We start from the raw sequence: 22146 nt of genomic DNA on the forward strand, positions 1-22146 counted from the left end.
CCCTGGCTTACGTGCTCTCACTTGTTCCGGCCGCGTCGTCGCGGCCGGTCCGTCCGGTTCCGTTCTCAGCTCTGGTTGAAGAATCCGCCCTCTGCGATCCGGGCCTTGTCCTCCGCCGTGACATCGACGTTAGCAGGCGACAACAGGAACACCTTCTGCGTCACGCGCTCAATGCTGCCATGGAGCCCGAAGACGAGTCCGGCGGCAAAGTCGACAAGTCGCTTCGCGTCCGTGTCGTCCATCTCCGTGAGGTTCATGATCACGGGGGTGCCCTCACGGAAGTGTTCCCCGATGGTACGGGCCTCGTTGTAGGTCCGGGGGTGCAGCGTGGTGATGCGGTAGGGCTCCCGCTCGGACACGACCTTGGGCATGATCACCGGTGCGTTCTTCTCCAGGCTCGGGCGTTCGGGTGTGATGGATGCCACGGGGGCAATTCGGGCCGGACGTCCGCTTTCGGCGAGTACCGGGACAGAATGAGCGATCGGTTCCCGGGGTGCCGGGGGCTGCACCACACGCACCGGTTCCTCGCGCTCGATCTGTCGCGGAGGGGTGTGGCGCCGCTCGCGCTCGGGCTCCGGCTCCAGCTCGGGTTCGAAGTCGTCGTCGGGGTCGAAGCCCCGGCCGTCGTACCCATCGTCCTCCACGAGGCCGAGGTAGACCGCCATCTTGCGCATCGCGCCGGCCATTCTCTGAGTCCTCCGCTCTGTGGTGGATCGCCGTACAGGCCCCATGTCGCAGCGCCACGAAGTGCCCGCGATCCACGGGCCACCCCGCCGTTCTGCGGAATGACCATATTTTCTGCTGTGGTCCGACTTGCTTCGCGACGTTACCCGAGCTTCGGGCGGACGCCGAGTACCGCCGTACCGACGCGTACGTGTGTCGCCCCGGCAGCGACGGCCTCCTCGAGGTCCGCACTCATCCCTGCTGACACCATGTTCGCAGCAGGACGGGTCGCGCGCAGGGCAGTCGACAAATCCATCAACCGGTCGAAGGCGGCGCGTTGTCTGCCCGCGTACGGACCGGAGAGCGGCGCGACGGTCATCAGGCCGTCGAGCCGCAGCCCGGGAGCGCCGTCCACCGCGTGCGCCAACTCCTCGACGCCCTCCGGCGACACGCCGCCCCGGGCGCCGCGTTCCCCGGACTCGGCGTCGAGCGCGACCTGGAGCAGACAGCCGAGCTCCCGCCCCTCCTTCTCCGCGGCCGCGGACAGAGAGGAAACGAGCTTCAATCGGTCGACGGACTGCACCACATCGGCATAACCCACCACGGACCGGACCTTGTTGGTCTGCAACTGGCCCACGAAGTGCCAGGTCAGATCAAGGTCGGCACACGCGGCGGCCTTGGGGGCGGCGTCCTGGTCCCGGTTCTCGGCGACGTGCCGCACGCCCAGTCCGTGCAGCAGCCGCACATCGCTCGCGGGGTAGGTCTTGGTGACCACGATCAGGGTCACCTCCTCCCGCGGGCGTCCGGCGGCGGCGCAGGCGGCGGCGATCCGCTCCTCCACGTGGGCCAGATTCTCGGCGAGTTGCGACTTCCGGTCCGTCATGTCTCTTCCTGGGTCAACCAGACATATCCCGCGAGTCGCCCGGTGGTGCGGTCGCGGCGGTACGAGTAGTGGTCACCGGATTCCCGGGTGCAGACCTCACTGGCCCGCCGGTCGGTCACCCCGAGCCGTTCGAGCTGGGCGTGCACCCCGGCGGTGACGTCGACGGCGGGGGTGCCCCAGCTCGTCTCGGCCCAGGCGGCGGGCTCGGTCTCGGCGACCTCGGCACGCATGGTCTCCGGCACCTCGTAGCACCGCCCGCAGACGGCGGGGCCGGTGCGGGCGACGATCCGGGCGGGGTCGGCGCCGAGGCGGATCATGGCCTCGACGGCGGCGGGGACGACCCCCGCGACCATCCCGGGCCGCCCGGCGTGGGCGGCGGACACGACCCCGGCGACGGGATCGGCGAGCAGGACGGGCACGCAGTCCGCGGTGAGGACGGCGAGGGCGAGTCCGCGGGTCGCGGTCACGAGACCGTCGACCGCCGGGACGGCCTCGCCGCTCCAGGGGCCCGTGACCTCGGCGACGTCGGCGCCGTGCACCTGGTTCATCCAGACGACCCGCGCCGGGTCGAGCCCGAGGGCGCCGGCGGCCAGCGCCCGGTTGGTCCGTACGGACTCGGGGTCGTCCCCGACCGCGCCGCCGAGGTTGAGCTCCTCGTACGGAACGGCGCTCACCCCGCCCCACCTGTCGGTGAAGGCGAAGTGCGCGCCGTTCGCGTCGGAGTACTGCCCTATCACTTCAGGAAGTCCGGGACGTCCAGCTCTTCGGCCTGGGAGTCCGCGTACGGACGGGCCGGCGGGACGACCGGCGGGGCCGGCGTCAGCGGGGTCTCGTTGACGACCGGGACGGGCTCGACCGGGACGGGGGCCGGCTCCTCGCGGGGGGCCACCGTGCCGAGTCCGCCCAGCGGGCGGGAGGGCTCGCTGACGCGGGGCGCCGGAGCCGGCTCCTCGCGCTTGGCCGAGACCGAGCCGATGATGTTGTCCCGGCGGGCCGGCGGCTGGCCGCCGTCGAAGCCGGCCGCGATGACCGTGACCCGGACCTCGTCGCCGAGGGCGTCGTCGATGACCGCACCGAAGATGATGTTGGCCTCGGGGTGGGCCGCCTCGCTGACCAGCTGCGCGGCCTCGTTGATCTCGAAGAGGCCGAGGTCGCTGCCGCCGGAGATGGAGAGCAGCACGCCGCGGGCGCCGTCGATGGAGGCCTCCAGGAGCGGCGAGGAGATCGCCATCTCCGCGGCGGCCACCGCGCGGTCGTCGCCACGGGCGGAACCGATGCCCATGAGGGCGGATCCGGCCTCGGACATGACCGACTTGACGTCGGCGAAGTCGAGGTTGATCAGACCCGGGGTGGTGATGAGGTCGGTGATGCCCTGGACGCCGCTCAGCAGCACCTGGTCGGCCGACTTGAAGGCGTCGAGCACGGAGACCTGGCGGTCCGAGATCGAGAGCAGTCGGTCGTTCGGGATGACGATGAGGGTGTCGACCTCTTCGCGGAGCTCGGCGATGCCGTCCTCCGCCTGGTTGGCGCGACGCCGGCCCTCGAAGGTGAAGGGGCGGGTGACCACGCCGATCGTCAGGGCGCCGAGCGAGCGGGCGATGTTGGCGACGACGGGCGCGCCGCCGGTGCCGGTGCCGCCGCCCTCGCCGGCGGTGACGAAGACCATGTCGGCCCCCTTGAGGACCTCCTCGATCTCCTCACGGTGGTCCTCTGCCGCCTTGCGACCGACGGCCGGGTTGGCCCCGGCGCCCAGGCCACGGGTGAGTTCGCGGCCGACGTCGAGCTTGACGTCGGCGTCGCTCATCAACAGCGCTTGCGCGTCGGTGTTGATCGCGATGAACTCGACGCCCTTGAGGCCGACCTCGATCATTCGGTTGATGGCATTGACACCACCGCCGCCGACACCGATGACCTTGATGACTGCGAGGTAGTTCTGCGGTGCTGCCACGTCGAAGGCCTCTCGCCTCGAGTTACGTGTCGCCGCTACGCGGTGGTTGGTCGCGCTGCAGACGACGGATGCCGATTGGGGCGGTCCGGAACGCCGACCCGAACCCTAACGTTGAAGTTTAGGGTTACTAGTGTCGCTGTTCGCTGGACTCTTCCGAACAGGACACTAAGTCGACAAGCGGCGCACGTTCAACGAACACGCCGAACCTCCCGTTTTTCTTTTCACCCTATGTGATCACCCGGAGCGCTGGCCAACCAGGGTGCTGGCCAGGGCCGATGGCCGTCAACTGTCGGACGAAGCGGGTGCCGTGGGGGCACTTACATCGAAGTGCCCCGCTTTGGGCGAGGCCTTCATGAGAGCGGTCAGCACCTTGGCCTTCACCGGACCGTGCTCGGCGCTCCCCCAGAAGACGCTGCGCCCGCCGGTCAGTTCCAGAGTGACGGAGTCGTACGAGGTGACGCGGACGACACGAGTGTTCCGGGCGATCTGCTCCGGGAGTTCACCCCTGACGCGGACCGCCTCGCCCAGCAGCCGGTCCGCGTCGAAGCGGCGCAGGCTGGGCGAGGAGGCCACGTCGAGGACGAGCCGGGGGACGCCCCGGACGGCGGTGCCGACGGTGGCGAACCGGACGCCGGCCGCGTCCACTTCGATGAACTTCGTGCCCTTTTCCAGCAGGAGAACGGGCTTCCGTTCCGTCACTTTCAGACCGATTCCGTGCGGCCACGACCGGGCGACCTCGACCGACTCGATGCGCGGGAACGCCTGCCGGAGCCGCGCCTCGATCTCGTCGGTGTCGACCGAGACGAGCGGCGCGCCCGTCGGGACGGCGGCGACCGCCTCGACCTCGCCCGGGGTCAGGACCGCGGTGCCGGAAGTCTTCACACGTTCCACACGGAACCAGGTCGATCCGTAGAGCGCCCAGATCACTCCGGCGGTGAGCGCGACGAGTCCGAGCGCGACGAGGAGCACCCGGGCGGCGGGCACCCGGAATCGAGGATTCCGGGTGCTGGTGCGGGACGACCGCTCCGACGACCCCTTCGGCTTCTTCGCGCCGCTCTTCTCGGCGGTCGTCGATCCGGCTGCCACGCTTCCGCCCTTCGCCGCCGCTACGCCTGCCGGCGGGCGGCGATCGCCTCGTACACCATGCCGACGAGCAGGTCGTCGGCGTCCCTGCGGCCGAACTCGGCGGCGGCGCGGGACATCTCGTACAACCGGTGCGGATCGGCCAGTACGGGCAGGACGTTGCCCTGCACCCACTGCGGCGTCAGCTCCGCGTCGTCGACGAGGAGTCCGCCGCCCGCCTTGACCACCGGCTGGGCGTTGAGCCGCTGTTCGCCGTTGCCGATGGGCAGCGGGACGTACGCGGCCGGCAGCCCGACGGCGGAGAGCTCGGCGACGGTCATCGCGCCCGCGCGGCAGAGCATCATGTCGGCGGCGGCGTACGCGAGATCCATCCGGTCCACGTACGGTACCGGCACGTACGGCGGCATACCGGGCATGTTGTCGACGCGCGGCAGTTCGTTCTTCGGGCCGACCGCGTGCAGGATCTGGATGCCGGACCGCTGGAGCACCGGGGCGACCTGCTGGACGACCTCGTTGAGCCGCCGGGCGCCCTGCGAGCCGCCCGAGACGAGCAGCGTCGGCAGGTTCGGGTCGAGCCCGAAGGCCGCGCGCGCCTCGGGGCGCACCCGCGCCCGGTCTAGGGTCGCGATGGTGTACCGCAGCGGGATGCCGATGTAGCGGGCGTTGCGCAGCTTGCTGTCCGGGGTCGCGACGGCGACCCCGGCCGCGTACCGCGAACCGATCTTGTTGGCCAGCCCGGGCCGTGCGTTGGCCTCGTGGACCACGATCGGCACCCCGAGCCGCTTGGCCGCGAGATAGCCCGGCAGCGCCACGTAGCCGCCGAAGCCGACGACGCAGTCGGCCTTGGTGCGCTCCAGGATCTGCTCGGCGGCCTTGATGGTGCCGCGGAGCCGTCCGGGGACGGTGATCAGCTCGGGGGTGGGCTTACGGGGCAGCGGTACGGCGGGGATGAGCGCCAACTCGTAGCCCCGCTCGGGCACGAGCCGGGTCTCCAGACCCTTTTCCGTGCCCAGCGCTGTGATCCCCACGCTGGGGTCCTGCCTGCGCAGGGCGTCCGCGAGGGCCAGCGCGGGCTCGATGTGGCCGGCGGTCCCCCCGCCGGCGAGTACGACATGCACCGAAATTCACCGCTCTCCGGACGGGCGCTTCTTGACGCGCCGTCGCATCGACTTCCATCTCACCCCGGCCCGCTTGCCCCAGCCGGGGCGGCGCATGGCCAGGGCCGCTTTCGCGGCGGGATCCTGTCGCGCGAAGGCGATGAGGAGCCCGACGGCGAACATGGTCGGCAGCAGGGCCGACCCCCCGTACGAGAACAGCGGGAGCGGGACTCCGGCGATCGGCAGCAAGCCGAGCACCGCACCGATGTTGATCACGGCCTGCGCCGTGATCCAGGTGGTCACGCCTCCCGCGGCGTACCTCACGAAGGGGTCCTCCGTGCGTCCGGCCACGCGGATACCCGCATAGCCTAGAGCCGCGAACAGGGCGAGTACCGACAGCGTCCCCGCGAGACCCAGTTCCTCACCGGTGACCGCGAAGATGAAGTCGGTGTGCGCTTCGGGGAGTTGGCCCCATTTCTCCACACTCGCACCGAGTCCGGAACCGAACCATCCGCCCGAGGCCAGAGCATAGATTCCGTGCGCGGCCTGGAGGCAGGGGGCTCCCTCGCCGCCGGGGTCGGTCGCGCCGATGCAGTCGAAGCGCTTCATCCTGTTGTCACTCGTCTTGATCAGCAGCACGCCGATCGCGCCGGCGACGGAGAGCACTCCGACGAAGAGCCGGGTGGGCGCGCCGGCCGTCCACAGCAGGCCGAAGAGGATCGCGGCGAGGATGATCGAGGTGCCCATGTCGCCGCCGAGCATGATCAGACCGAGCAGCATGAAGGCCACCGGGACCAGCGGGACCAGCATGTGCTTCCACTGGGTCAGCAGCCGCATGTCCTGCTTGCGGGCGAGCAGGTCGGCCCCCCAGAGGATCAGCGCCAGCTTGCCGAACTCGCTGGGCTGGAGCTGGAAGGGGCCGCCGAGCGAGATCCAGTTCTGGTTGCCGTTGACCGAGTGCCCTATCCCGGGGATCTGCACGAGCACCATCAGGAAGACCGCGCCGACCAGGATCGGGTAGGCCAGCGCCCGGTGCAGCTTCACCGGCATCCGGGAGGCGGCCATGAGCAGTCCGGTGCCCAGGAGCGCGGCGAAGAACTGCTTCCGGAAGAAGTAGGAGGGCACGAGGTCGTAGCGGAGGGCCGTGATCATCGAGGCGGAGAAGACCATCACCAGGCCGAGCATGGTGATGAGCAGGGCGGCGCCGATGATCACGTAGTACGCCGTGAGGGGCCGGTCCCAGGCCTTCAGCGCCCGCTCGTGGAGCCGTCGCACTCCCCCGCCGCGAGGTCGCCGCGGGGTCGCCGGGGCCCGCCCTCCGCCGCGTACGGCGGAAGGCCGGCGTGTCCCCGCGATCTTGCTCGGCATGGTCGCTGCCCCCTCTGGTCGTGCCCGGTCCGGCCGGACCCTCCCACCGGGGTCAGGCGTCCCCGGTGGCGGCGAGGGCGCGGACCGCGTCCGCGAAGGCCTCGCCGCGCTTGTTGTAGTTGGTGAACATGTCCATCGAGGCGCAGGCCGGGGCGAGGAGCACCGTGTCCCCCGGGCGGGCCAGCCGGGCCGCTTCCCGGACCGCCTCGGACATCGCCCCAGTGTCGGTCCGGTCGAGGTCCACCACCGGTACCTCCGGGGCGTGTCGCGCCAGGGCTTCGCGGATCAGCGCGCGGTCGGCGCCGATCAGGACGGCCCCTCGCAGGCGCTTCGCCGACTTCTCCACGAGCTCGTCGAAGACGGCGCCCTTGGCGAGTCCGCCGGCGATCCAGACGATCGGGTCGTAGGCCGCCAACGAGGCTTCGGCGGCGTGGGTGTTGGTGGCCTTGGAGTCGTCGACGTACGTGACTCCCTGGACCTCCTCGACCAGTTCGATGCGGTGCGGGTCCGGCCGGAAGGCCTTCAGTCCGTCGCGTACGGCCTTCGCGTCGACGCCGAAGGCGCGGGCGAGGGCGGCGGCCGCGAGGGCGTTGGCGATGTTGTGCGGGGCCGGGGGCTGGACGTCGGCGACCTCGGCGAGCTCCTGGGCGTTCTTCTGCCGGTTCTCGACGAAGGCGCGGTCCACGAGGATGCCCTCGACGACGCCCAGTTGCGACGGGCCGGGGGTGCCGAGGGTGAAGCCGATGGCGCGGCAGCCCTCCTCGACGTCGGCCTCACGGACCAGGTCCTCGGTGGCCTTGTCGGCGACGTTGTAGACGCAGGCGACCTGGTTGCCCTCGTAGATCCGGCCCTTGTCGGCGGCGTACGCCTCCATCGAGCCGTGCCAGTCGAGGTGGTCGGGCGCCAGGTTGAGCACGGCGGCCGAGTGGGCGCGCACCGAGGGGGCCCAGTGGAGCTGGTAGCTGGAGAGCTCGACGGCGAGGACGTCGTATGTCTCCTCGCCGAGGACGGCGTCGAGGAGCGAGACCCCGATGTTGCCGACGGCGGCGGTCCGCAGGCCGGCCGCCTCCAGGATCGAGGCGAGCATCCGCACGGTCGTGGTCTTGCCGTTGGTGCCGGTGACCGCGAGCCAGGGGGCGGCCCCGGGGCCGCGGAGGCGCCAGGCCAGCTCGACGTCGCCCCAGATCTCCACGCCCGCCTCGGCGGCGGCCGTGAAGAGCGGCTTGTCGGGCCGCCAGCCGGGGGTGGTGACGATCAGCTCGGTGCCGGTCGGCAGGGTGGCCCCGTCGCCGAGGCGGACGGTGATGCCCTCCGCCTCCAGGTCGGCCGCCTGGGCCCGGGAGCGCTCGTCGTCGCCGTCGTTGACGACGGTCACGAGCGCGCCGAGGCCGTGCAGGACGCGGGCGGCCGGGATGCCGGACACCCCGAGCCCCGCGACGGTGACCTTCTTGCCGTTCCAGTCGAGCTGTTCTGTCACTTCTCTGCTGCCCATCCCGCGTAGAAGAGGCCCAGGCCCACGATCACGCACATGCCCTGGATGATCCAGAACCGGACGACGACCAGGACCTCGGACCACCCCTTGAGTTCGAAGTGGTGCTGGAGGGGGGCCATCCGGAAGACGCGCTTGCCGGTCATCTTGAACGAGCCGACCTGGATGACCACGGACATCGTGATCAGCACGAACAGGCCGCCGAGCAGGGCCAGCAGGAGCTCCGTACGGGAGCAGATGGCGAGACCGGCCAGCGCGCCGCCGAGGGCCAGCGAGCCGGTGTCACCCATGAAGATCTTGGCGGGCGAGGTGTTCCACCACAGGAAGCCGAAGCAGGCACCCATCAGGGCGGAGGCGACGACCGCGAGGTCCAGCGGGTCGCGCACCTCGAAGCAGGCGTTGGGGTTGGTCAGGGTCATGGCGTTCGCACAGGACTCCTGGAACTGCCAGAGCCCGATGAAGGTGTACGCGCCGAAGACCATCACCGAGGCACCGGTGGCCAGGCCGTCCAGACCGTCCGTCAGGTTCACGCCGTTGGACATGGCGAGAATCATGAAGAGCGCCCAGATCACGAAGAGCACCGGGCCGATGGTCCAGCCGAAGTCCGTGATGAACGAGAGCTTCTCGGAGGCCGGGGTGAGACCGCGCGAGTCGGAGAACTGGAGCGCGAGCACCGCGAAGGCGATGCCGACGATCAGCTGGCCGGCCATCTTCGCCTTGGCCCGCAGGCCCAGCGAACGCTGCTTGACGATCTTGATGTAGTCGTCGAGGAAGCCGACCAGGCCCATGCCGGCCATGAGGAACAGCACCAGGACGCCCGAGTACGTCGGGTCCTCACCGGTGATGACCTTGGCCAGGGCGTACGCGATGAGCGTGGCCAGGATGAAGGAGATGCCGCCCATGGTGGGCGTGCCCTTCTTCCCGGCGTGGCCGCGCGGGCCGTCGTCGCGGATGAACTGCCCGTACCCCTTGCGGGCGAGCAGCTTGATGAGCAGCGGGGTGCCGATCAGGGTCAGGAAGAGCCCGATGGCCCCCGCGAAGAGGATCTGCCTCATCGTCCGGCCTCGCCCTCGGTGTCGAGGAGGGCCAGCGCGACCCGTTCGAGACCGACCGACCTGGAAGCCTTCACAAGGACGACGTCCCCCGGGCGCAGCTCACTGCGCAACAGGTCGACAGCCGCCTGCGCGTCGGACACGTGCACCGACTCCTCACCCCACGAACCCTCGTTATATGCGCCCAGTTGCAGCCAGGACGCTTCCCTGTCCCCGACCGCGACGAGCTTGCTGACGTTGAGCCGGACGGCGAGCCGTCCGACCGCGTCGTGCTCGACGAGCGATGCGTCACCGAGCTCGGCCATCTTGCCGAGCACCGCCCACGTACGAGCCCCTCGGGCCTGTGCGGCCCGGCCCATGGACGCGAGCGCGCGCAGGGCGGCTCGCATGGACTCGGGATTGGCGTTGTAGGCGTCGTTGACGATCGTCACGCCGTCCGGACGCTCGGTGACCTCCATGCGCCAGCGCGACAGGGTGCCGGCCTCGGAGAGCGCGGTGGCGATCTCTTCGACAGGCATGCCCAGCTCGTGCGCGACGGCGGCCGCGGCGAGCGCGTTCGACACGTGGTGCTCACCGTACAGGCGCAAGGTCACGTCGCTGCACCCGGTGGGTGTGTGAAGCCTGAAAGAAGGCTGTCCGTTCTCTGTGAGGAGGACGTTCTCGGCCCGTACGGCCGCTTCGTCCGCTTCGCCGAAGAGGACCACGCGGGCCTTGGTGCGGCTCTCCATCGCGCGGACGAGCGGGTCGTCGGCGTTGAGGACGGCGACACCGCCCTCCTCGGCGGAGGGCAGGGACTCGACGAGCTCGCCCTTGGCCACGGCGATCTGCTCCCGGCCGCCGAACTCGCCGATGTGGGCGGTGCCCACGTTGAGGACGAGGCCGATACGGGGTGGGGTGAGGCCGGTGAGGTAGCGGATGTGGCCGATGCCCCGGGCACCCATCTCCAGGACCAGGTGCCGGGTGTCGTCGGTGGCCTTCAGCGCGGTGAGCGGCAGGCCGATCTCGTTGTTGAGGGAGCCGGGCGTCCACACGGTGGGCGCGTGCCGGTCGAGGACCTGGGCGATCAGGTCCTTCGTCGAGGTCTTGCCGGCGGAGCCGGTGAGGGCGACGACGTCGGTGCCGAGCCGCCGCACGACCGCGCGGGCTAGGGCCCCCAGCGCGGCCTGGACGTCGTCCACGACGACCGCGGGGACGCCGACGGGGCGGGCGGCGAGTACGGCCGTCGCTCCCGCCTGCACGGCGCGCTCCGCGTAGTCGTGGCCGTCGACGTGCTCGCCGGCGAAGGCGACGAAGAGGCTGCCGGGCCGCACCTCACGGGAGTCGATGACGACGGACCCGGTCACCCGGGCGGCCGGATCCGGTATGTCGTGCGTCTGCCCGCCGACGATTTCGGCGATCTCGGCGAGGGAGAGGGCGATCACTGCTTCATCCCTGACTGTTCTGGTGGCTGTCTGTTTCCTTGCCGCCCACCAGGGCGGCCCGGCCGTTCTGTTCGAGGAGCGCGGCCCGCTCGAGGATCGCCGCGCGCAGGACCTCGCGGTCGTCGAAGGGGCGTACGGCCCCGGCGACCTCCTGGCCCTGCTCGTGGCCCTTGCCCGCGACCAGGACGGTGTCGCCCGGCTGCGCGCGGGCCACGGCGGCGGCGATGGCGGCGGCGCGGTCGGCGAGGACGAGGACCTCGCCGCGCCCCTCCTCGGGGACCCCGGCGGCGCCCGCGAGCATGGCGGAGAGGATCACGAGGGGATCCTCGGAGCGGGGGTTGTCGGAGGTCAGGACGGCGGTGTCGGCGAGCCGGGCCGTGGCGGCGCCCATCGGGCCGCGCTTGGTGGTGTCCCGGTCGCCGCCGCAGCCGATGACCACGTGCAGCCTGCCCTCGGTGACCTCGCGCAGGGAGCGCAGGACCGATTCGACGGCGTCCGTCTTGTGGGCGTAGTCGACGACCGCGAGGTACGGCTGGCCGGCGTCGACCCGCTCCAGGCGGCCGGGGACGCCGGGGACGGCGGCGATGCCGTCGGCGGCGTCCTGCGCCTCCAGGCCCGCGGTGGCGAGGGTGGCGAGGGCGGCGAGGGTGTTGGCGACGTTGAACGGGCCGGGCAGCGGGGCGGTGGCGGGGATCCGCTCGCCCTTCGGGCCGACGGCGGTGAACGTCGAGTCGTGGGAGCCGAGGACGAGGTCCTCGGCGCGCCAGTCGGCCTCGGCGCGGCCCTCGGCGGAGAAGGTGACGACCGGGACGGTCGCCTCCTTCACGAGCCTGCGGCCGTAGGCGTCGTCGAGGTTCACGACGCCGAGCCTGCTGCGCTCGGGCGTGAAGAGCCCGGCCTTCGCCTGGAAGTAGTCCTCCATGTCGGAGTGGAACTCCATGTGCTCCGGGCTGAGGTTGTTGAAGACGGCGACGTCGAAGACGCAGCCGTCGACCCGGCCGAGCACGAGGGCGTGGCTGGAGACCTCCATGGCGACCGCCTCGACGCCCCGCTCGCGCATGACGGCGAAGAGGGCCTGGAGGTCGGTGGCCTCGGGGGTCGTGCGCTCCGACTTGATGCGCTCGTCGCCGATGCGCATCTCGACGGTGCCGACGAGGCCGGTGCTCCGGCCGGCGCCGCGCAGGCCGCCCTCGACGAGGTAGGCCGTGGTGGTCTTGCCGGAGGTGCCGGTGATGCCGATCTGGAGGAGGTCGGCGCCCGGCCGCCCGTAGATCTCGGCGGCGAGCTCGCCCATCCGGCCGCGCGGGTTCTCGACGACGAGGACCGGCAGGCCGGTCGCGGCGGCGCGCTCGGCGCCCCCCTGGTCGGTGAGGACGGCGGCGGCCCCGAGTCCGGCGGCCTGGGCGACGAAGTCGGCGCCGTGCGCGCGGGCGCCGGGCAGGGCCGCGTACACGTCCCCGGGGCGCACGGCCCGTGAGTCGTGCGTGATGCCCGTGATGTCCACGGGACCGGGGGCGCCGGGGATGTCGACGCCCAGCTGTGCGGCCAGGTCGCCCAGGGGTGTCGGGCGGGCCTGCTCCGGCCGGGGCGGGGTGGTTCGGTACTGATCAGCGTGTGGCACGGCGGTGAGCGTACCGGGCGCACCCTGTGCGGGGCCAAAAGAGCCCGGGGCGTCGCCGGAGTTCGATTTCCGGTTCCCGGAATGGGGGGTGATCGTGGTCACTGGTGCTCCCGGATGGTCACGGGGTGGGGTCGAAGTCGACCGGCAGGCGGGCGGGCTCGGCGCCCGTGGGGGCGACGTGGAGGGTCTTGAGGGCGAACTCCATGACCTTCTTGTAGATGGGACCGCAGATCTGGCCCCCGAAGTAGCTGCCCTTGGTGGGGTTCTGGATGGCGCAGTAGACGGTGACCTGCGGGTCGTCGGCGGGGGCGAACCCGGCGAAGGACGCGGTGTAGCCCTTGTAGCGGCCGAGCTCGGGGTCGACCCGGTTGGCGGTGCCGGTCTTGCCGGCGACGCGGTAGCCGGGGATCGCGGCCCTGGTGCCGGTGCCCTCCCGGTCGTCGACGACGGACTCCAGCATCTTGGCGAGGGTGCCGGCGGTCTTCTCGCTGACGACGCGGGACTCCTCGGGCGCGGGGGCCGGGGTGAAGCGGCCGTCGGGGCCCTTGGTGCCGCGGACGAGGGTCGGTTCGATGCGTACGCCCTTGTTGGCGATGGTCGAGTAGACGGAGGCGGCCTGCATGGCGTTCACGGAGAGGCCCTGGCCGAAGGGGATCGTGTACTGCTGTGAGGTCGACCAGTCCCCGGGCTCGGCGAGGATGCCCGGGGTCTCCCCCGGGAAGCCGAGGCCGGTGGGGCTGCCGATGCCGAACTTGCGCAGGTAGGAGTGGAGGATCCGGTTGGACTCGGGCTGGGTGGCGCCGAGCTGGCCGGTGGCGAGGATCGTGCCGATGTTGCTGGACTTGGCGAGGACGCCGTTGAGCGTCAGGTACCAGGTCCTGTGGTCGACGTCGTCCTTGAAGAGCCGGTCGCCGCGGTGGAGCCGGTTGGGGACGGTGACATGGGTCTGGGGGGTCGCCTTGCCCTCCTCCAGGACGGCGGCCATGGACATGACCTTGCTGGTGGAGCCGGGCTCGTAGGCGTCCTGGAGGGCGGCGTTGCCCATGGAGGCCGCGTTGGCGGCGGAGAGGTCGTTGGGGTCGAAACCGGGCGCGTTGGCCATGGCGAGGACCTCGCCCGTCCGCGTGTTCTGCACGACGACGTAGCCCCGGTCGGCCTTGGACTTCCTCACCTGCTCGGTGATGGCCTGCTGGGCGGCCCACTGGATGTCCCGGTCGATGGTGAGCTCGATGTCGGAGCCGGGGACGGCGGGCGTGCCCTGCGAGCCCGCGGTGGGCACCTGGCGGCCGCCGGACTCGGTGAAGCGGACCTTGCCGTCCTTGCCGGCGAGCTCCGGGTCGAGCATGGACTCGACGCCGCCGGCGCCCTTGCCCTCGGCGTTGACGTAACCCAGTATCCCGGCGGCGAGTTCGCCGTTCGGGTACACGCGCTTGGTGCTGGGCTCGCTGAGGATGCCGCCGAGGAGGTTGACGCCGGTGCCGCCGGCGGCGCGGGACTTCTCCCCGTAGACCCTCCTGAGGTCCTTGATCTGGTTCCAGACCTGCGGGGTCTGCTTGCGCGCGAGCAGGGTGTAGCGGGACTTGGGGGTGCGGAGCTTCTTCGCGAGCTCGGCGGGCTCCTTGCCCAGGATCGGGGCGAGGAGCGCCGCGGCCTGCTCGGGCGCGTCGGGGACCTTGGACTCCTCGGGCGTGAAGAGCTTGGGGTCGGCGGTGATGTCGTACGCGTCGACGCTGGCGGCGAGCGCGATGCCGTTGCGGTCGGTGATCTCGCCCCGCTCGGCGGAGAGCGTGTGGTCCTGGAAGCGGTACTTGTCGGCCTTGGCCGCGTACGCGCTGGCGTCGACGGCCTGGACCTGGAGCAGCCGGACCACGAAGACCAGCATGACGAGGGTCAGGCCGAGGGAGATCAGCCGGAGCCGGGGCCGGGGGCTGCCGAGTCGGATGGTGCGGGGCTGCCGGGCCGGGGGCCGGGGCGCGGGGCGCTTCGCGGCCGGTCGTGGCGCGGGGCGCGAGGCGGCGGGACGCGAGGGGCGTGCTCCGGCGGAGGCGGGCCGGGGGCGGGCGGGCCGGGCGGGTCCGGGGACGCGGCGGCGGGGTGGCTCCTTGGAGGGCACTGCTCGGTCACCTGCCGGAGGGTGTGTGTCGGGGTGCGGTCGGCGCCGTCCGCGCGGGGCCGGTGGGCCGGTCCGTGCCCGTGGCGGCGGCGCCGGCGGTGTTCGGGGTGCCGGTGCTCGACGGCGGCGTCGGCGTCGGGGAGGCCGTGGTCGCGGGCGGCGCCGGCTTCGTGCTCGGGGTCGGGGTCGGCTTCGGGGCGACGGCGACCGAGGGCTCGCCGAGCACCTTGCCGTCCGGGCCGAGGAAGGCGGGGCTGCCGCCCGGGACCATGCCCAGCTCCCGGGCGCGCCGCTCCAGGGCGTCGGGGGCGGCGTAGTCGTCCACGTCCCGCTGGAGCGCCTGCTCCTCGTCGGTGAGCTCGGTGGTCCTGTCCTTGAGCTCGCGCAGCTTGAAGGAACCCTGGTTGAGGGCCGAGTTCAGCAGGAGCAGGGCGATGAGCCCGCCGCCGAGGAGGACGAAGACGAGCAGGACGAAGGGGGTGCGGGCGGCCGAGCTGGGCCCGGACGGCATGAGCCGGCCGAGCCGCGCGGCCCGCCCTTTGAGGGGCCCCTTCGCCGTGCTCACAGCACGTCCTCCCGGATGCGCTGCGCGCCGCGGAGGCGGGCGGGCGCGGCGCGCCGGTTCTCGGCGACCTCTTCCTCGGTGGGGAGCTCGGCGCCGCGGGTGAGCAGCTGGAGGCGCGGCTGGTACTTCTCCGGGACCACGGGGAGTCCGGGCGGCGCGGTGGTCGCGGCGCCTGCGGCGAAGACCTGCTTCACGATGCGGTCCTCCAGCGACTGGTACGAGAGGACGGCGACGCGGCCGCCGACGGCGAGGGCCTTCACGGCCGCCGGGATCGCGTTCTCGACGGCTTCGAGCTCGCGGTTGACCTCGATGCGCAGGGCCTGGAAGGTCCGCTTTGCCGGGTTGCCGCCGGTGCGCTTGGCCGCCTGGGGCAGGGAGTCGCGGATGAGTTCGACGAGCCGGGCGCTGTTGGTGAAGGGCTCCTTCTCGCGCTCGCGCACGATCGCGGAGACGATCCGCTTGGCCTGCTTCTCCTCGCCGTAGGCGCGCAGGATGCGGACCAGTTCGCCGGCCGGGTAGGTGTTGAGGACCTCGGCCGCACTGATGCCGGTCGACTGGTCCATGCGCATGTCGAGCGGGGCGTCCTGCGCGTAGGCGAAGCCGCGGTCGGCCTCGTCCAGCTGCATCGAGGAGACGCCGAGGTCGAAGAGGACGCCGTCCACCTTGGGGATGCCGAGCCGGTCGAGGACCTCGGGCAGCTCGTCGTAAACGGCGTGGACGAGCGTGGCCCGCTCCCCGTAGGGGGCGAGGCGCTCGCCGGAGAGGCGCAGCGCCTCCTTGTCCCGGTCGAGGGCGACGAGCCGCACCTCGGGGAACCGCTGGAGCAGGGCCTCGCTGTGCCCGCCGAGGCCCAGGGTGCAGTCGACGACGACCGCGCCGGGGCGCTCCAGTGCGGGGGCCAGCATGTCCAGGCACCGCTGGAGCATCACCGGGACGTGGCGGTCGTTGCTCAATGCGCCCTCTCAGATCCGGCGCGGGGGCACTACCGCCGGGTCCGACCGGCGAGCGGGAGGAGGCCGAGCCGTAAGTACCGCCGCACACACGGGGGAGAAACCGCGGAAATCGCTCGATGTCTCCGTGAACTTCGCGTCACTTTAGTCCACGTGACCCGCCGGTCAATCAACCGGCTGGCGCGTCGCCCGGAGCCGGCGGAGGCCTGGGACATTCCGGGCGCCTCACCCGTTCGGGGCCACACTTCCGGCACCTGTGGCTTAGCTCACAACAACGCTCGATGCGGTTCTTTGTCCCCTCTCACAGCAGGCCGTGCGCGTCTGTGACCATTACCGTCGGAACCATGTCGACCTCCGCACGCTCCACCGCCGACGTCATAGCCGCCGACTCCACCGTCACCGAGCGCCTCGTAGAGGCGAACGAGCGGTACGCCGCCGCGTTCACCGACCCCGGAATGGACGCGCGGCCCGTGCTGGGCGTCGCCGTGGTCGCCTGCATGGACGCCCGTCTCGACCTGCACGCCGCCCTGGGCCTCGAACTCGGCGACTGCCACACCATCCGCAACGCGGGCGGCGTCGTCACGGACGACGTGATCCGCTCCCTCACCATCAGCCAGCGTGCGCTCGGCACCCGCAGCGTGGTGCTGATCCACCACACCGGCTGCGGCCTGGAGTCCCTCACCGAGGAGTTCCGGCACGAGCTGGAGATGGAGGTCGGACAGCGGCCGGCCTGGGCGGTCGAGGCCTTCCGTGACGTGGACCAGGACGTCCGCCAGTCGATGCAGCGGGTGCGGACCTCCCCGTTCCTCCTGCACACGGGCGACGTCCGGGGCTTCGTCTTCGACGTGACGACGGGCCTGCTCCGCGAGATCGACCCGGCGTAACGGACCAAACCCCGGCATTTCCCTCGCACTTGTCCACAGGCGAGTGACACGACACGGCCCTGCCAACAAGAATGCTCGGGTGACACCCCCCGAAACATGTCCCCGGGGGCAGGTGTCCGTGTTCCGGAAGGCCGAGGAGGGCCGGGTGACGACCTATGACGATCGAGCGAGCCTCACTGATCTGACCACGACCGCGGAGCGTGTCCGCGGGTCGGTGGAGAGTGTGATCGAGGGCAAGCCCGAGGTCGTACGGCTTTCTCTGACCGTGCTGCTCGCCGAGGGGCACCTCCTCATCGAGGATGTCCCCGGCGTCGGCAAGACCATGCTCGCCAAGACCCTGGCCCGGTCCATCGACTGCTCGGTGCGCCGCGTCCAGTTCACCCCGGACCTGCTGCCCTCGGACATCACGGGCGTGTCGATCTTCGACCAGCAGCGACGGGAGTTCGAGTTCAAGCCGGGCGCGATCTTCGCGCAGATCGTGATCGGCGACGAGATCAACCGCGCCTCGCCGAAGACCCAGTCCGCGCTCCTGGAGTCCATGGAGGAGCGGCAGGTCACCGTCGACGGCCAGACGTACGAGCTGCCCAGCCCGTTCATGGTCGTCGCCACCCAGAACCCGGTGGAGATGGAGGGCACCTACCCGCTGCCCGAGGCCCAGCGCGACCGCTTCATGGCCCGGGTCTCCATGGGCTACCCGAGCCCCGAGGCCGAGCTCCAGATGCTCGACGTGCACGGCTCGGTGTCCCCGCTGGACGACCTCCAGCCGGTCGCCCACGCCCACGACATCATCAAGCTGATCGAGGCCGTGCGCGCGGTGCACGTCGCCGACGCCGTCCGCCGGTACGCGGTCGACATCGTCGCCGCCACCCGCACCCACCCCGACCTGCGGCTCGGCGCCTCGCCCCGGGCCACGCTCCACCTGCTGCGGGCCGCCAAGGCCTCCGCCGCGCTCAGCGGCCGCGAGTACGTCCTGCCGGACGACCTCCAGGCCCTCGCCGGGCCCGTCCTCGCCCACCGGCTGCTGCCGACGGCGCAGGCCCAGCTGAACCGGCGCACCGCCGAGCAGGTCGTCCAGGACATCCTCCAGCGCACCCCCGTCCCGGCCGCGGCCCCGCCCGCCGGACCTCTCTACGGCCAGCAGCAGCCCGGCGCCCGGCGGCTGTGATGGGGGGCGCTGCCGTACCGGACGGGCAGCGGGGCGACGACGAGCGGGGCGGTCTGCGGGCCGCCCTCGGCGGTCTCACCACGCGCGGCCGGTCCTTCCTCGCCGCCGGGGTGGCCGCCGCCGTCTGCGCGTACGTGCTCGGCCAGGCCGATCTGCTGCGCGTCGGGCTGCTCCTCGCCGCCCTGCCGCTGATCTGCGTCCTCGTGCTGCACCGCACGCGCTACCGGGTCGCCGCCTCCCGCCGCCTCACCCCGCAGCGGGTGGAGGCGGGCGCCGAGGCCCGGGTCCAGCTCCGGATGGAGAACGTCTCCAAGCTCCCCACCGGGCTGCTCATGCTCCAGGACCACGTGCCGTACATGCTGGGGCCCCGCCCGCGCTTCGTCCTCGACCGGGTCGAGGCGGGCGGCCGGCGCGAGGTCTCCTACCGGGTCCGCTCCGACCTGCGCGGACGCTTCCCGCTGGGACCGCTCCAGCTCCGGCTCAACGACCCCTTCGGGATGTGCGAGCTGACCCGGTCCTTCAGCGCGTACGACACCCTCACCGTCGTCCCGCGCACGGAACCGCTGCCCCCGGTGAAGCTCGCCGGCGAGGCCGCGGGGTACGGCGAGGGGCACCAGCGCTCCCTCGCGCTCGCCGGCGACGACGACGTCATCCCGCGCACCTACCGGCACGGCGACGACCTGCGCCGGGTCCACTGGCGCTCCACCGCCCGCTACGGCGAGCTGATGGTCCGCCGCGAGGAGCAGCCGCAGCGGGCCCGCTGCACCGTGCTCCTCGACACCCGCCGGGTCGCCTACCAGGGCACGGGCCCCGACTCCGCCTTCGAGTGGGCGGTCTCCGGTGCCGCCTCCTCCCTGGTGCACATGCTGGAGCGCGGCTACGCGGTCCGGCTGCTCACCGACAGCGGCAGCGCCGTGCCCGGCGAGGGCTCCGACGGTTTCGCCGGCTCGGCGCAGGACTCGGCCGACACGGCCGGTCTGATGATGGACACGCTCGCGATCGTCGACCACTCCGAAGGGGCCGGGCTCTCCCGCGCCTCCGACGTGCTGCGCGGCGGGAACGAGGGGCTGCTCATCGCCTTCCTCGGCGACCTCGACGAGGAGCAGGCGGCCCTCGCCGCCCGGATGCGCGGGCGGACCGGCGCGGCCGTCGCCTTCGTCCTGGACTCGGGCACCTGGCTGACCGGCGGCGCGGTCGGCGGGCGGGTCGAGAAGCGGGTACGGCAGCTGCGCGAGGCGGGCTGGACGGCGCTGGCCGTGCCGCCCGGGGCGCGGATCGCCGACCTGTGGCAGCAGGCGGCGGGAGCCCGTACGGAATCCGGCGCCGACAGCTACGGAGGTTGGTCATGAGCGGCCGCACACGGCTGACCCTCGCCTCCTGGGGCGCCACGCTGATGGCGGCCGGGGCACTGCTCCCGCTGGTGAAGCCGGCGACCTGGATCTTCACGGCGGCCCTCGTCCTCGCCCTGGTGAGCGGTGTGGGCACGCTGGCCCGGCGGGTGCCGCTGGCCCGGCCGCTGACGCTCCTCGCGCAGCTGGCCGTCGTGCTCCTCGCGCTCACGGTGTTCTTCGCCCGGGAGCAGGCCGTCCTCTGGCTGATCCCGGGCCCGCAGGCCGTCTCGTACGCCGTCGACCTGTTCCAGGCGGGGGCCGAGGACGTCGGCCGGTACGCGGTCCCGGCGCCGGACACCGAGGGCATCCGGCTGATGCTCGTCGGCGGTGTGGTCGCGATCGGGCTGATGGTGGACACGCTCGCGGTCACCTTCCGCAGGGCGGCCCCGGCCGGTCTGCCGCTGCTCGCGCTGTACTCGGTGGCCGCGGGTCTCTCCGGCGGCGGCGCCGGCTGGCTCTGGTTCCTCCTCGCGGCCTCCGGCTATCTCCTGCTGCTCCTCGCGGAGGGCCGCGACCGGCTCTCCCAGTGGGGGCGGGTCTTCGGCGGAGCCCAGCGGTCCGGCCGGCCGGGATCGACGGTCGCGAACGGCGGTCCCGCCTTCGCGCCGGCCCGCACCGGGCGCCGGATCGGCGCGGTCGCGATGGGCGTCGCCATGGTGGTGCCGCTGGCGCTGCCGGGTCTCTCCGGCGGCCTGTTCGGCCGGGGCGGCGGGGAGAGCGGCGCGGGCTCCGGCCCCGGCGGCACGATCTCCGCCGTGAACCCGCTGGTCTCCCTCCAGGACAATCTCCGCCAGGCGGAGGACCGGGAGGTCCTGCGCTACCGGACCAACGCCCGCGACACCAGCGGCCTGTACCTGCGGCTCGTCGCCCTCGACCAGTTCGACGGCGCCTCCTGGAAGTCCTCGGTCCGGCCGATCGAGGACGTGCCGAAGCAGCTGCCGTGGCCCGAGGGGCTCGGTCAGAACGTCAAGGTCACCGAGGTGACCACCAATCTCGTGGCCTCCGAGGCGTACCGGCAGCGGTGGCTTCCCATGCCGTACCCGGCGGGCCGGGTCGACATCAGCGGGAAGTGGCGCTACGAGCCGGCGGGCCGGATGCTCGTCGGCGACGACAAGCAGACCACGAGCGGCGTCCGTTACCAGGTCTCCAGCCTGGAGATACAGCCCACGGCCGGACAGCTGGCCGCGGCCGGGACGGCTCCGGAGAAGCTGCGCACCGAGTACACGAAGGTCCCCGCGTCCCTGCCCGCCGATGTGAAGGCGACGGCCCGGGAGGTCACCAGGGGAGCGCGCAACGACTACGAGAAGGCGGTGAAGCTCCAGAACTGGTTCGCCGACGAGGGCGGCTTCCGCTACGACGTCGAGGTGAGCTCCGGGACCGGGGTGCAGGCGATCTCCCGCTTCCTGAAGGACAAGGAGGGCTTCTGCGTCCACTTCTCCTTCTCCATGGCGGCGATGGCCCGCTCGCTCGGCATCCCCGCGCGGGTGGCCGTCGGCTTCATGCCGGGCACGACGCAGACCGACGGCTCGGTCTCGGTGGGCATCCGGGACGCGCACGCCTGGCCGGAGCTGTACTTCGACGGGGCGGGCTGGATGCGGTTCGAGCCGACGCCGTCGCGGGGCTCCACGCCGTCGTACACCCGGCAGGACACGCCCTCGGGCAACGCCACCGGTCCCGCGCAGCCCGAGCAGAGCGCCTCGGCGCAGCCGTCCGCCGCGCCGAGCGCCTCGGAGAGCTGCACGCCGCAGATGCGCAGGCTCGGCGACTGCGGTCCGGACGCGGCGGTGGCCGGTGCGGAGGCGGACGGCTCCGGCCCGAACCCGCTGACGGCGGTCCTGGTGACGGTCGGGGTGCTGGTGGTGCTGGCGCTGCCGTTCCTGCCGGTGCTCTGGCGGAGCCGGGTGCGGGCCCGGCGGCTCGGTCCGGGCGGCGGGCGCGGCGCGGAGGACCTGGCGGCGCGGACCCTCGCGGTCTGGCAGGAGGTCACCGACACGGCCTGGGACTACGGGGTCGAGCCGGACGAGTCGATGACGCCGAGGAAGACGGCGGCGTCCCTGGTCCGACTGGGTGAACTGAAGGGCGAATCGGCGGACGCGGTGCACCGCGTGGCCCGCGCCGTGGAGGAGGTGCTCTACGCGCCCCGGCCCGTGCCGGCCGCGGGTCTCGCCGAGGACGCCGCCCGGATCAGGGCCGGTTTCCACGCGAGCGCCGACCGCCGTGCGCGGCTGCGCGCGGTGCTGGCGCCGCGCTCGGCCGCGCGTCTCCGCTGGGCGGCCTCGGAACGCCGGTCGGCGGTGGCGACGGCGTGGTCGGTACGCCGCCACACGCTGGTCTCGCGTACGGCCGCGCTCTTCCGCCGCACCCCCCGCGAGGCGGGCTGACAGCCCCCGGGCCGACCGCCGCTCCCGATGGGGCGGCGGTCGGCCCGGGGTCCACACGGCAGGCGCACCGGG

At 72.3% G+C, this 22146-nt stretch carries 18 protein-coding genes; 4 read left to right on the forward strand and 14 right to left on the reverse strand.

Going from position 1 to position 22146, the window contains the following annotated elements:
- Nucleotides 1-65: 65 nt before the first annotated feature.
- The 14 genes from ACF08F_RS04385 to rsmH form a co-directional block, all read right to left on the reverse strand.
- Nucleotides 66-686 carry a cell division protein SepF gene (locus ACF08F_RS04385; RefSeq protein WP_359672855.1) on the reverse strand — a complete coding sequence of 207 codons (621 nt, stop codon included), beginning with the start codon at nucleotides 684-686 and terminating at the stop codon, nucleotides 66-68.
- Nucleotides 687-826: 140 nt separating this feature from the next.
- A complete protein-coding gene (locus ACF08F_RS04390) occupies nucleotides 827-1546 on the reverse strand; it encodes a YggS family pyridoxal phosphate-dependent enzyme (RefSeq protein ID WP_392296979.1) in 720 nt (239 codons plus the stop codon).
- Nucleotides 1543-2283 (reverse strand): peptidoglycan editing factor PgeF, encoded by a 741-nt coding sequence (pgeF, locus tag ACF08F_RS04395; protein WP_392296980.1) that lies wholly within the window; start codon nucleotides 2281-2283, stop codon nucleotides 1543-1545. The genes ACF08F_RS04390 and pgeF overlap by 4 nt, the downstream gene beginning before the upstream one ends.
- Nucleotides 2280-3494 (reverse strand): cell division protein FtsZ, encoded by a 1215-nt coding sequence (gene ftsZ, locus ACF08F_RS04400; protein ID WP_392296981.1) that lies wholly within the window; start codon nucleotides 3492-3494, stop codon nucleotides 2280-2282. Before ftsZ ends, pgeF begins: the two co-directional genes overlap by 4 nt.
- Nucleotides 3495-3776: 282 nt before the next feature.
- A complete protein-coding gene (locus ACF08F_RS04405) occupies nucleotides 3777-4580 on the reverse strand; it encodes a cell division protein FtsQ/DivIB (protein WP_392296982.1) in 804 nt (267 codons plus the stop codon).
- A gap of 20 nt (nucleotides 4581-4600) precedes the next feature.
- Nucleotides 4601-5695, reverse strand: coding sequence for an undecaprenyldiphospho-muramoylpentapeptide beta-N-acetylglucosaminyltransferase (gene murG / locus ACF08F_RS04410; protein ID WP_392296983.1), 1095 nt, complete (start codon nucleotides 5693-5695; stop codon nucleotides 4601-4603).
- Between the two features lie 6 nt (nucleotides 5696-5701).
- Complete coding sequence (gene ftsW, locus ACF08F_RS04415) at nucleotides 5702-7042, reverse strand: putative lipid II flippase FtsW (protein ID WP_392296984.1); 1341 nt, start codon at nucleotides 7040-7042, stop codon at nucleotides 5702-5704.
- A 52-nt stretch (nucleotides 7043-7094) separates the two neighbouring features.
- A complete protein-coding gene (gene murD, locus ACF08F_RS04420) occupies nucleotides 7095-8534 on the reverse strand; it encodes a UDP-N-acetylmuramoyl-L-alanine--D-glutamate ligase (RefSeq protein ID WP_392296985.1) in 1440 nt (479 codons plus the stop codon).
- Nucleotides 8516-9586, reverse strand: coding sequence for a phospho-N-acetylmuramoyl-pentapeptide-transferase (mraY, locus tag ACF08F_RS04425; protein ID WP_150271166.1), 1071 nt, complete (start codon nucleotides 9584-9586; stop codon nucleotides 8516-8518). Before mraY ends, murD begins: the two co-directional genes overlap by 19 nt.
- Nucleotides 9583-11004: a UDP-N-acetylmuramoyl-tripeptide--D-alanyl-D-alanine ligase gene (gene murF, locus ACF08F_RS04430; protein WP_392296986.1), complete on the reverse strand. Its 1422-nt coding sequence runs from the start codon at nucleotides 11002-11004 to the stop codon at nucleotides 9583-9585. The genes mraY and murF overlap by 4 nt, the downstream gene beginning before the upstream one ends.
- A gap of 4 nt (nucleotides 11005-11008) precedes the next feature.
- The gene (locus ACF08F_RS04435) at nucleotides 11009-12727 is read right to left on the reverse strand and encodes a UDP-N-acetylmuramoyl-L-alanyl-D-glutamate--2,6-diaminopimelate ligase (RefSeq protein WP_392296987.1); all 1719 of its coding nucleotides are present in this window, start codon (nucleotides 12725-12727) and stop codon (nucleotides 11009-11011) included.
- Between the two features lie 16 nt (nucleotides 12728-12743).
- Complete coding sequence (locus tag ACF08F_RS04440) at nucleotides 12744-14738, reverse strand: peptidoglycan D,D-transpeptidase FtsI family protein (protein WP_392296988.1); 1995 nt, start codon at nucleotides 14736-14738, stop codon at nucleotides 12744-12746.
- Between the two features lie 7 nt (nucleotides 14739-14745).
- On the reverse strand, nucleotides 14746-15303 hold the full coding sequence (locus ACF08F_RS04445) for a septum formation initiator family protein (protein ID WP_392296989.1): 558 nt from the start codon (nucleotides 15301-15303) through the stop codon (nucleotides 14746-14748).
- Nucleotides 15300-16256 (reverse strand): 16S rRNA (cytosine(1402)-N(4))-methyltransferase RsmH, encoded by a 957-nt coding sequence (rsmH, locus tag ACF08F_RS04450; RefSeq protein WP_358467929.1) that lies wholly within the window; start codon nucleotides 16254-16256, stop codon nucleotides 15300-15302. The genes ACF08F_RS04445 and rsmH overlap by 4 nt, the downstream gene beginning before the upstream one ends.
- 278 nt (nucleotides 16257-16534) lie before the next feature.
- Between rsmH and ACF08F_RS04455 the strand changes: the two genes are divergently transcribed.
- The 4 genes from ACF08F_RS04455 (at nucleotide 16535) to ACF08F_RS04470 (ending at nucleotide 22074) form a co-directional block, all read left to right on the forward strand.
- The gene (locus ACF08F_RS04455) at nucleotides 16535-17137 is read left to right on the forward strand and encodes a beta-class carbonic anhydrase (protein ID WP_392296990.1); all 603 of its coding nucleotides are present in this window, start codon (nucleotides 16535-16537) and stop codon (nucleotides 17135-17137) included.
- Between the two features lie 145 nt (nucleotides 17138-17282).
- Nucleotides 17283-18302 carry an AAA family ATPase gene (locus ACF08F_RS04460; RefSeq protein WP_392296991.1) on the forward strand — a complete coding sequence of 340 codons (1020 nt, stop codon included), beginning with the start codon at nucleotides 17283-17285 and terminating at the stop codon, nucleotides 18300-18302.
- Entirely contained in the window at nucleotides 18302-19651 is a 1350-nt protein-coding gene (locus ACF08F_RS04465; protein ID WP_392296992.1) for a DUF58 domain-containing protein, read from the forward strand. The genes ACF08F_RS04460 and ACF08F_RS04465 overlap by 1 nt, the downstream gene beginning before the upstream one ends.
- Nucleotides 19648-22074, forward strand: coding sequence for a DUF3488 and DUF4129 domain-containing transglutaminase family protein (locus ACF08F_RS04470; RefSeq protein ID WP_392296993.1), 2427 nt, complete (start codon nucleotides 19648-19650; stop codon nucleotides 22072-22074). Before ACF08F_RS04465 ends, ACF08F_RS04470 begins: the two co-directional genes overlap by 4 nt.
- The last annotated feature ends 72 nt before the right edge of the window (nucleotides 22075-22146 follow it).

It is taken from the genome of Streptomyces sp. NPDC015130 (assembly GCF_043080005.1).
In the GTDB taxonomy this organism is placed as follows: domain Bacteria; phylum Actinomycetota; class Actinomycetes; order Streptomycetales; family Streptomycetaceae; genus Streptomyces.

What these genes read in the sequence shown, in the direction of transcription:
- ACF08F_RS04470 (WP_392296993.1), top strand. Translation starts at nt 19,648, where the DNA reads ATGAGCGGCCGCACACGGCTGACCCTCGCCTCCTGGGGCGCCACGCTG.
- ACF08F_RS04455 (WP_392296990.1), top strand. Translation starts at nt 16,535, where the DNA reads ATGCGGTTCTTTGTCCCCTCTCACAGCAGGCCGTGCGCGTCTGTGACC.
- ftsW (WP_392296984.1), bottom strand. Translation starts at nt 7,042, where the DNA reads ATGCCGAGCAAGATCGCGGGGACACGCCGGCCTTCCGCCGTACGCGGC.
- murD (WP_392296985.1), bottom strand. Translation starts at nt 8,534, where the DNA reads ATGGGCAGCAGAGAAGTGACAGAACAGCTCGACTGGAACGGCAAGAAG.
- ACF08F_RS04385 (WP_359672855.1), bottom strand. Translation starts at nt 686, where the DNA reads ATGGCCGGCGCGATGCGCAAGATGGCGGTCTACCTCGGCCTCGTGGAG.
- ACF08F_RS04390 (WP_392296979.1), bottom strand. Translation starts at nt 1,546, where the DNA reads ATGACGGACCGGAAGTCGCAACTCGCCGAGAATCTGGCCCACGTGGAG.
- ACF08F_RS04465 (WP_392296992.1), top strand. Translation starts at nt 18,302, where the DNA reads ATGGGGGGCGCTGCCGTACCGGACGGGCAGCGGGGCGACGACGAGCGG.
- mraY (WP_150271166.1), bottom strand. Translation starts at nt 9,586, where the DNA reads ATGAGGCAGATCCTCTTCGCGGGGGCCATCGGGCTCTTCCTGACCCTG.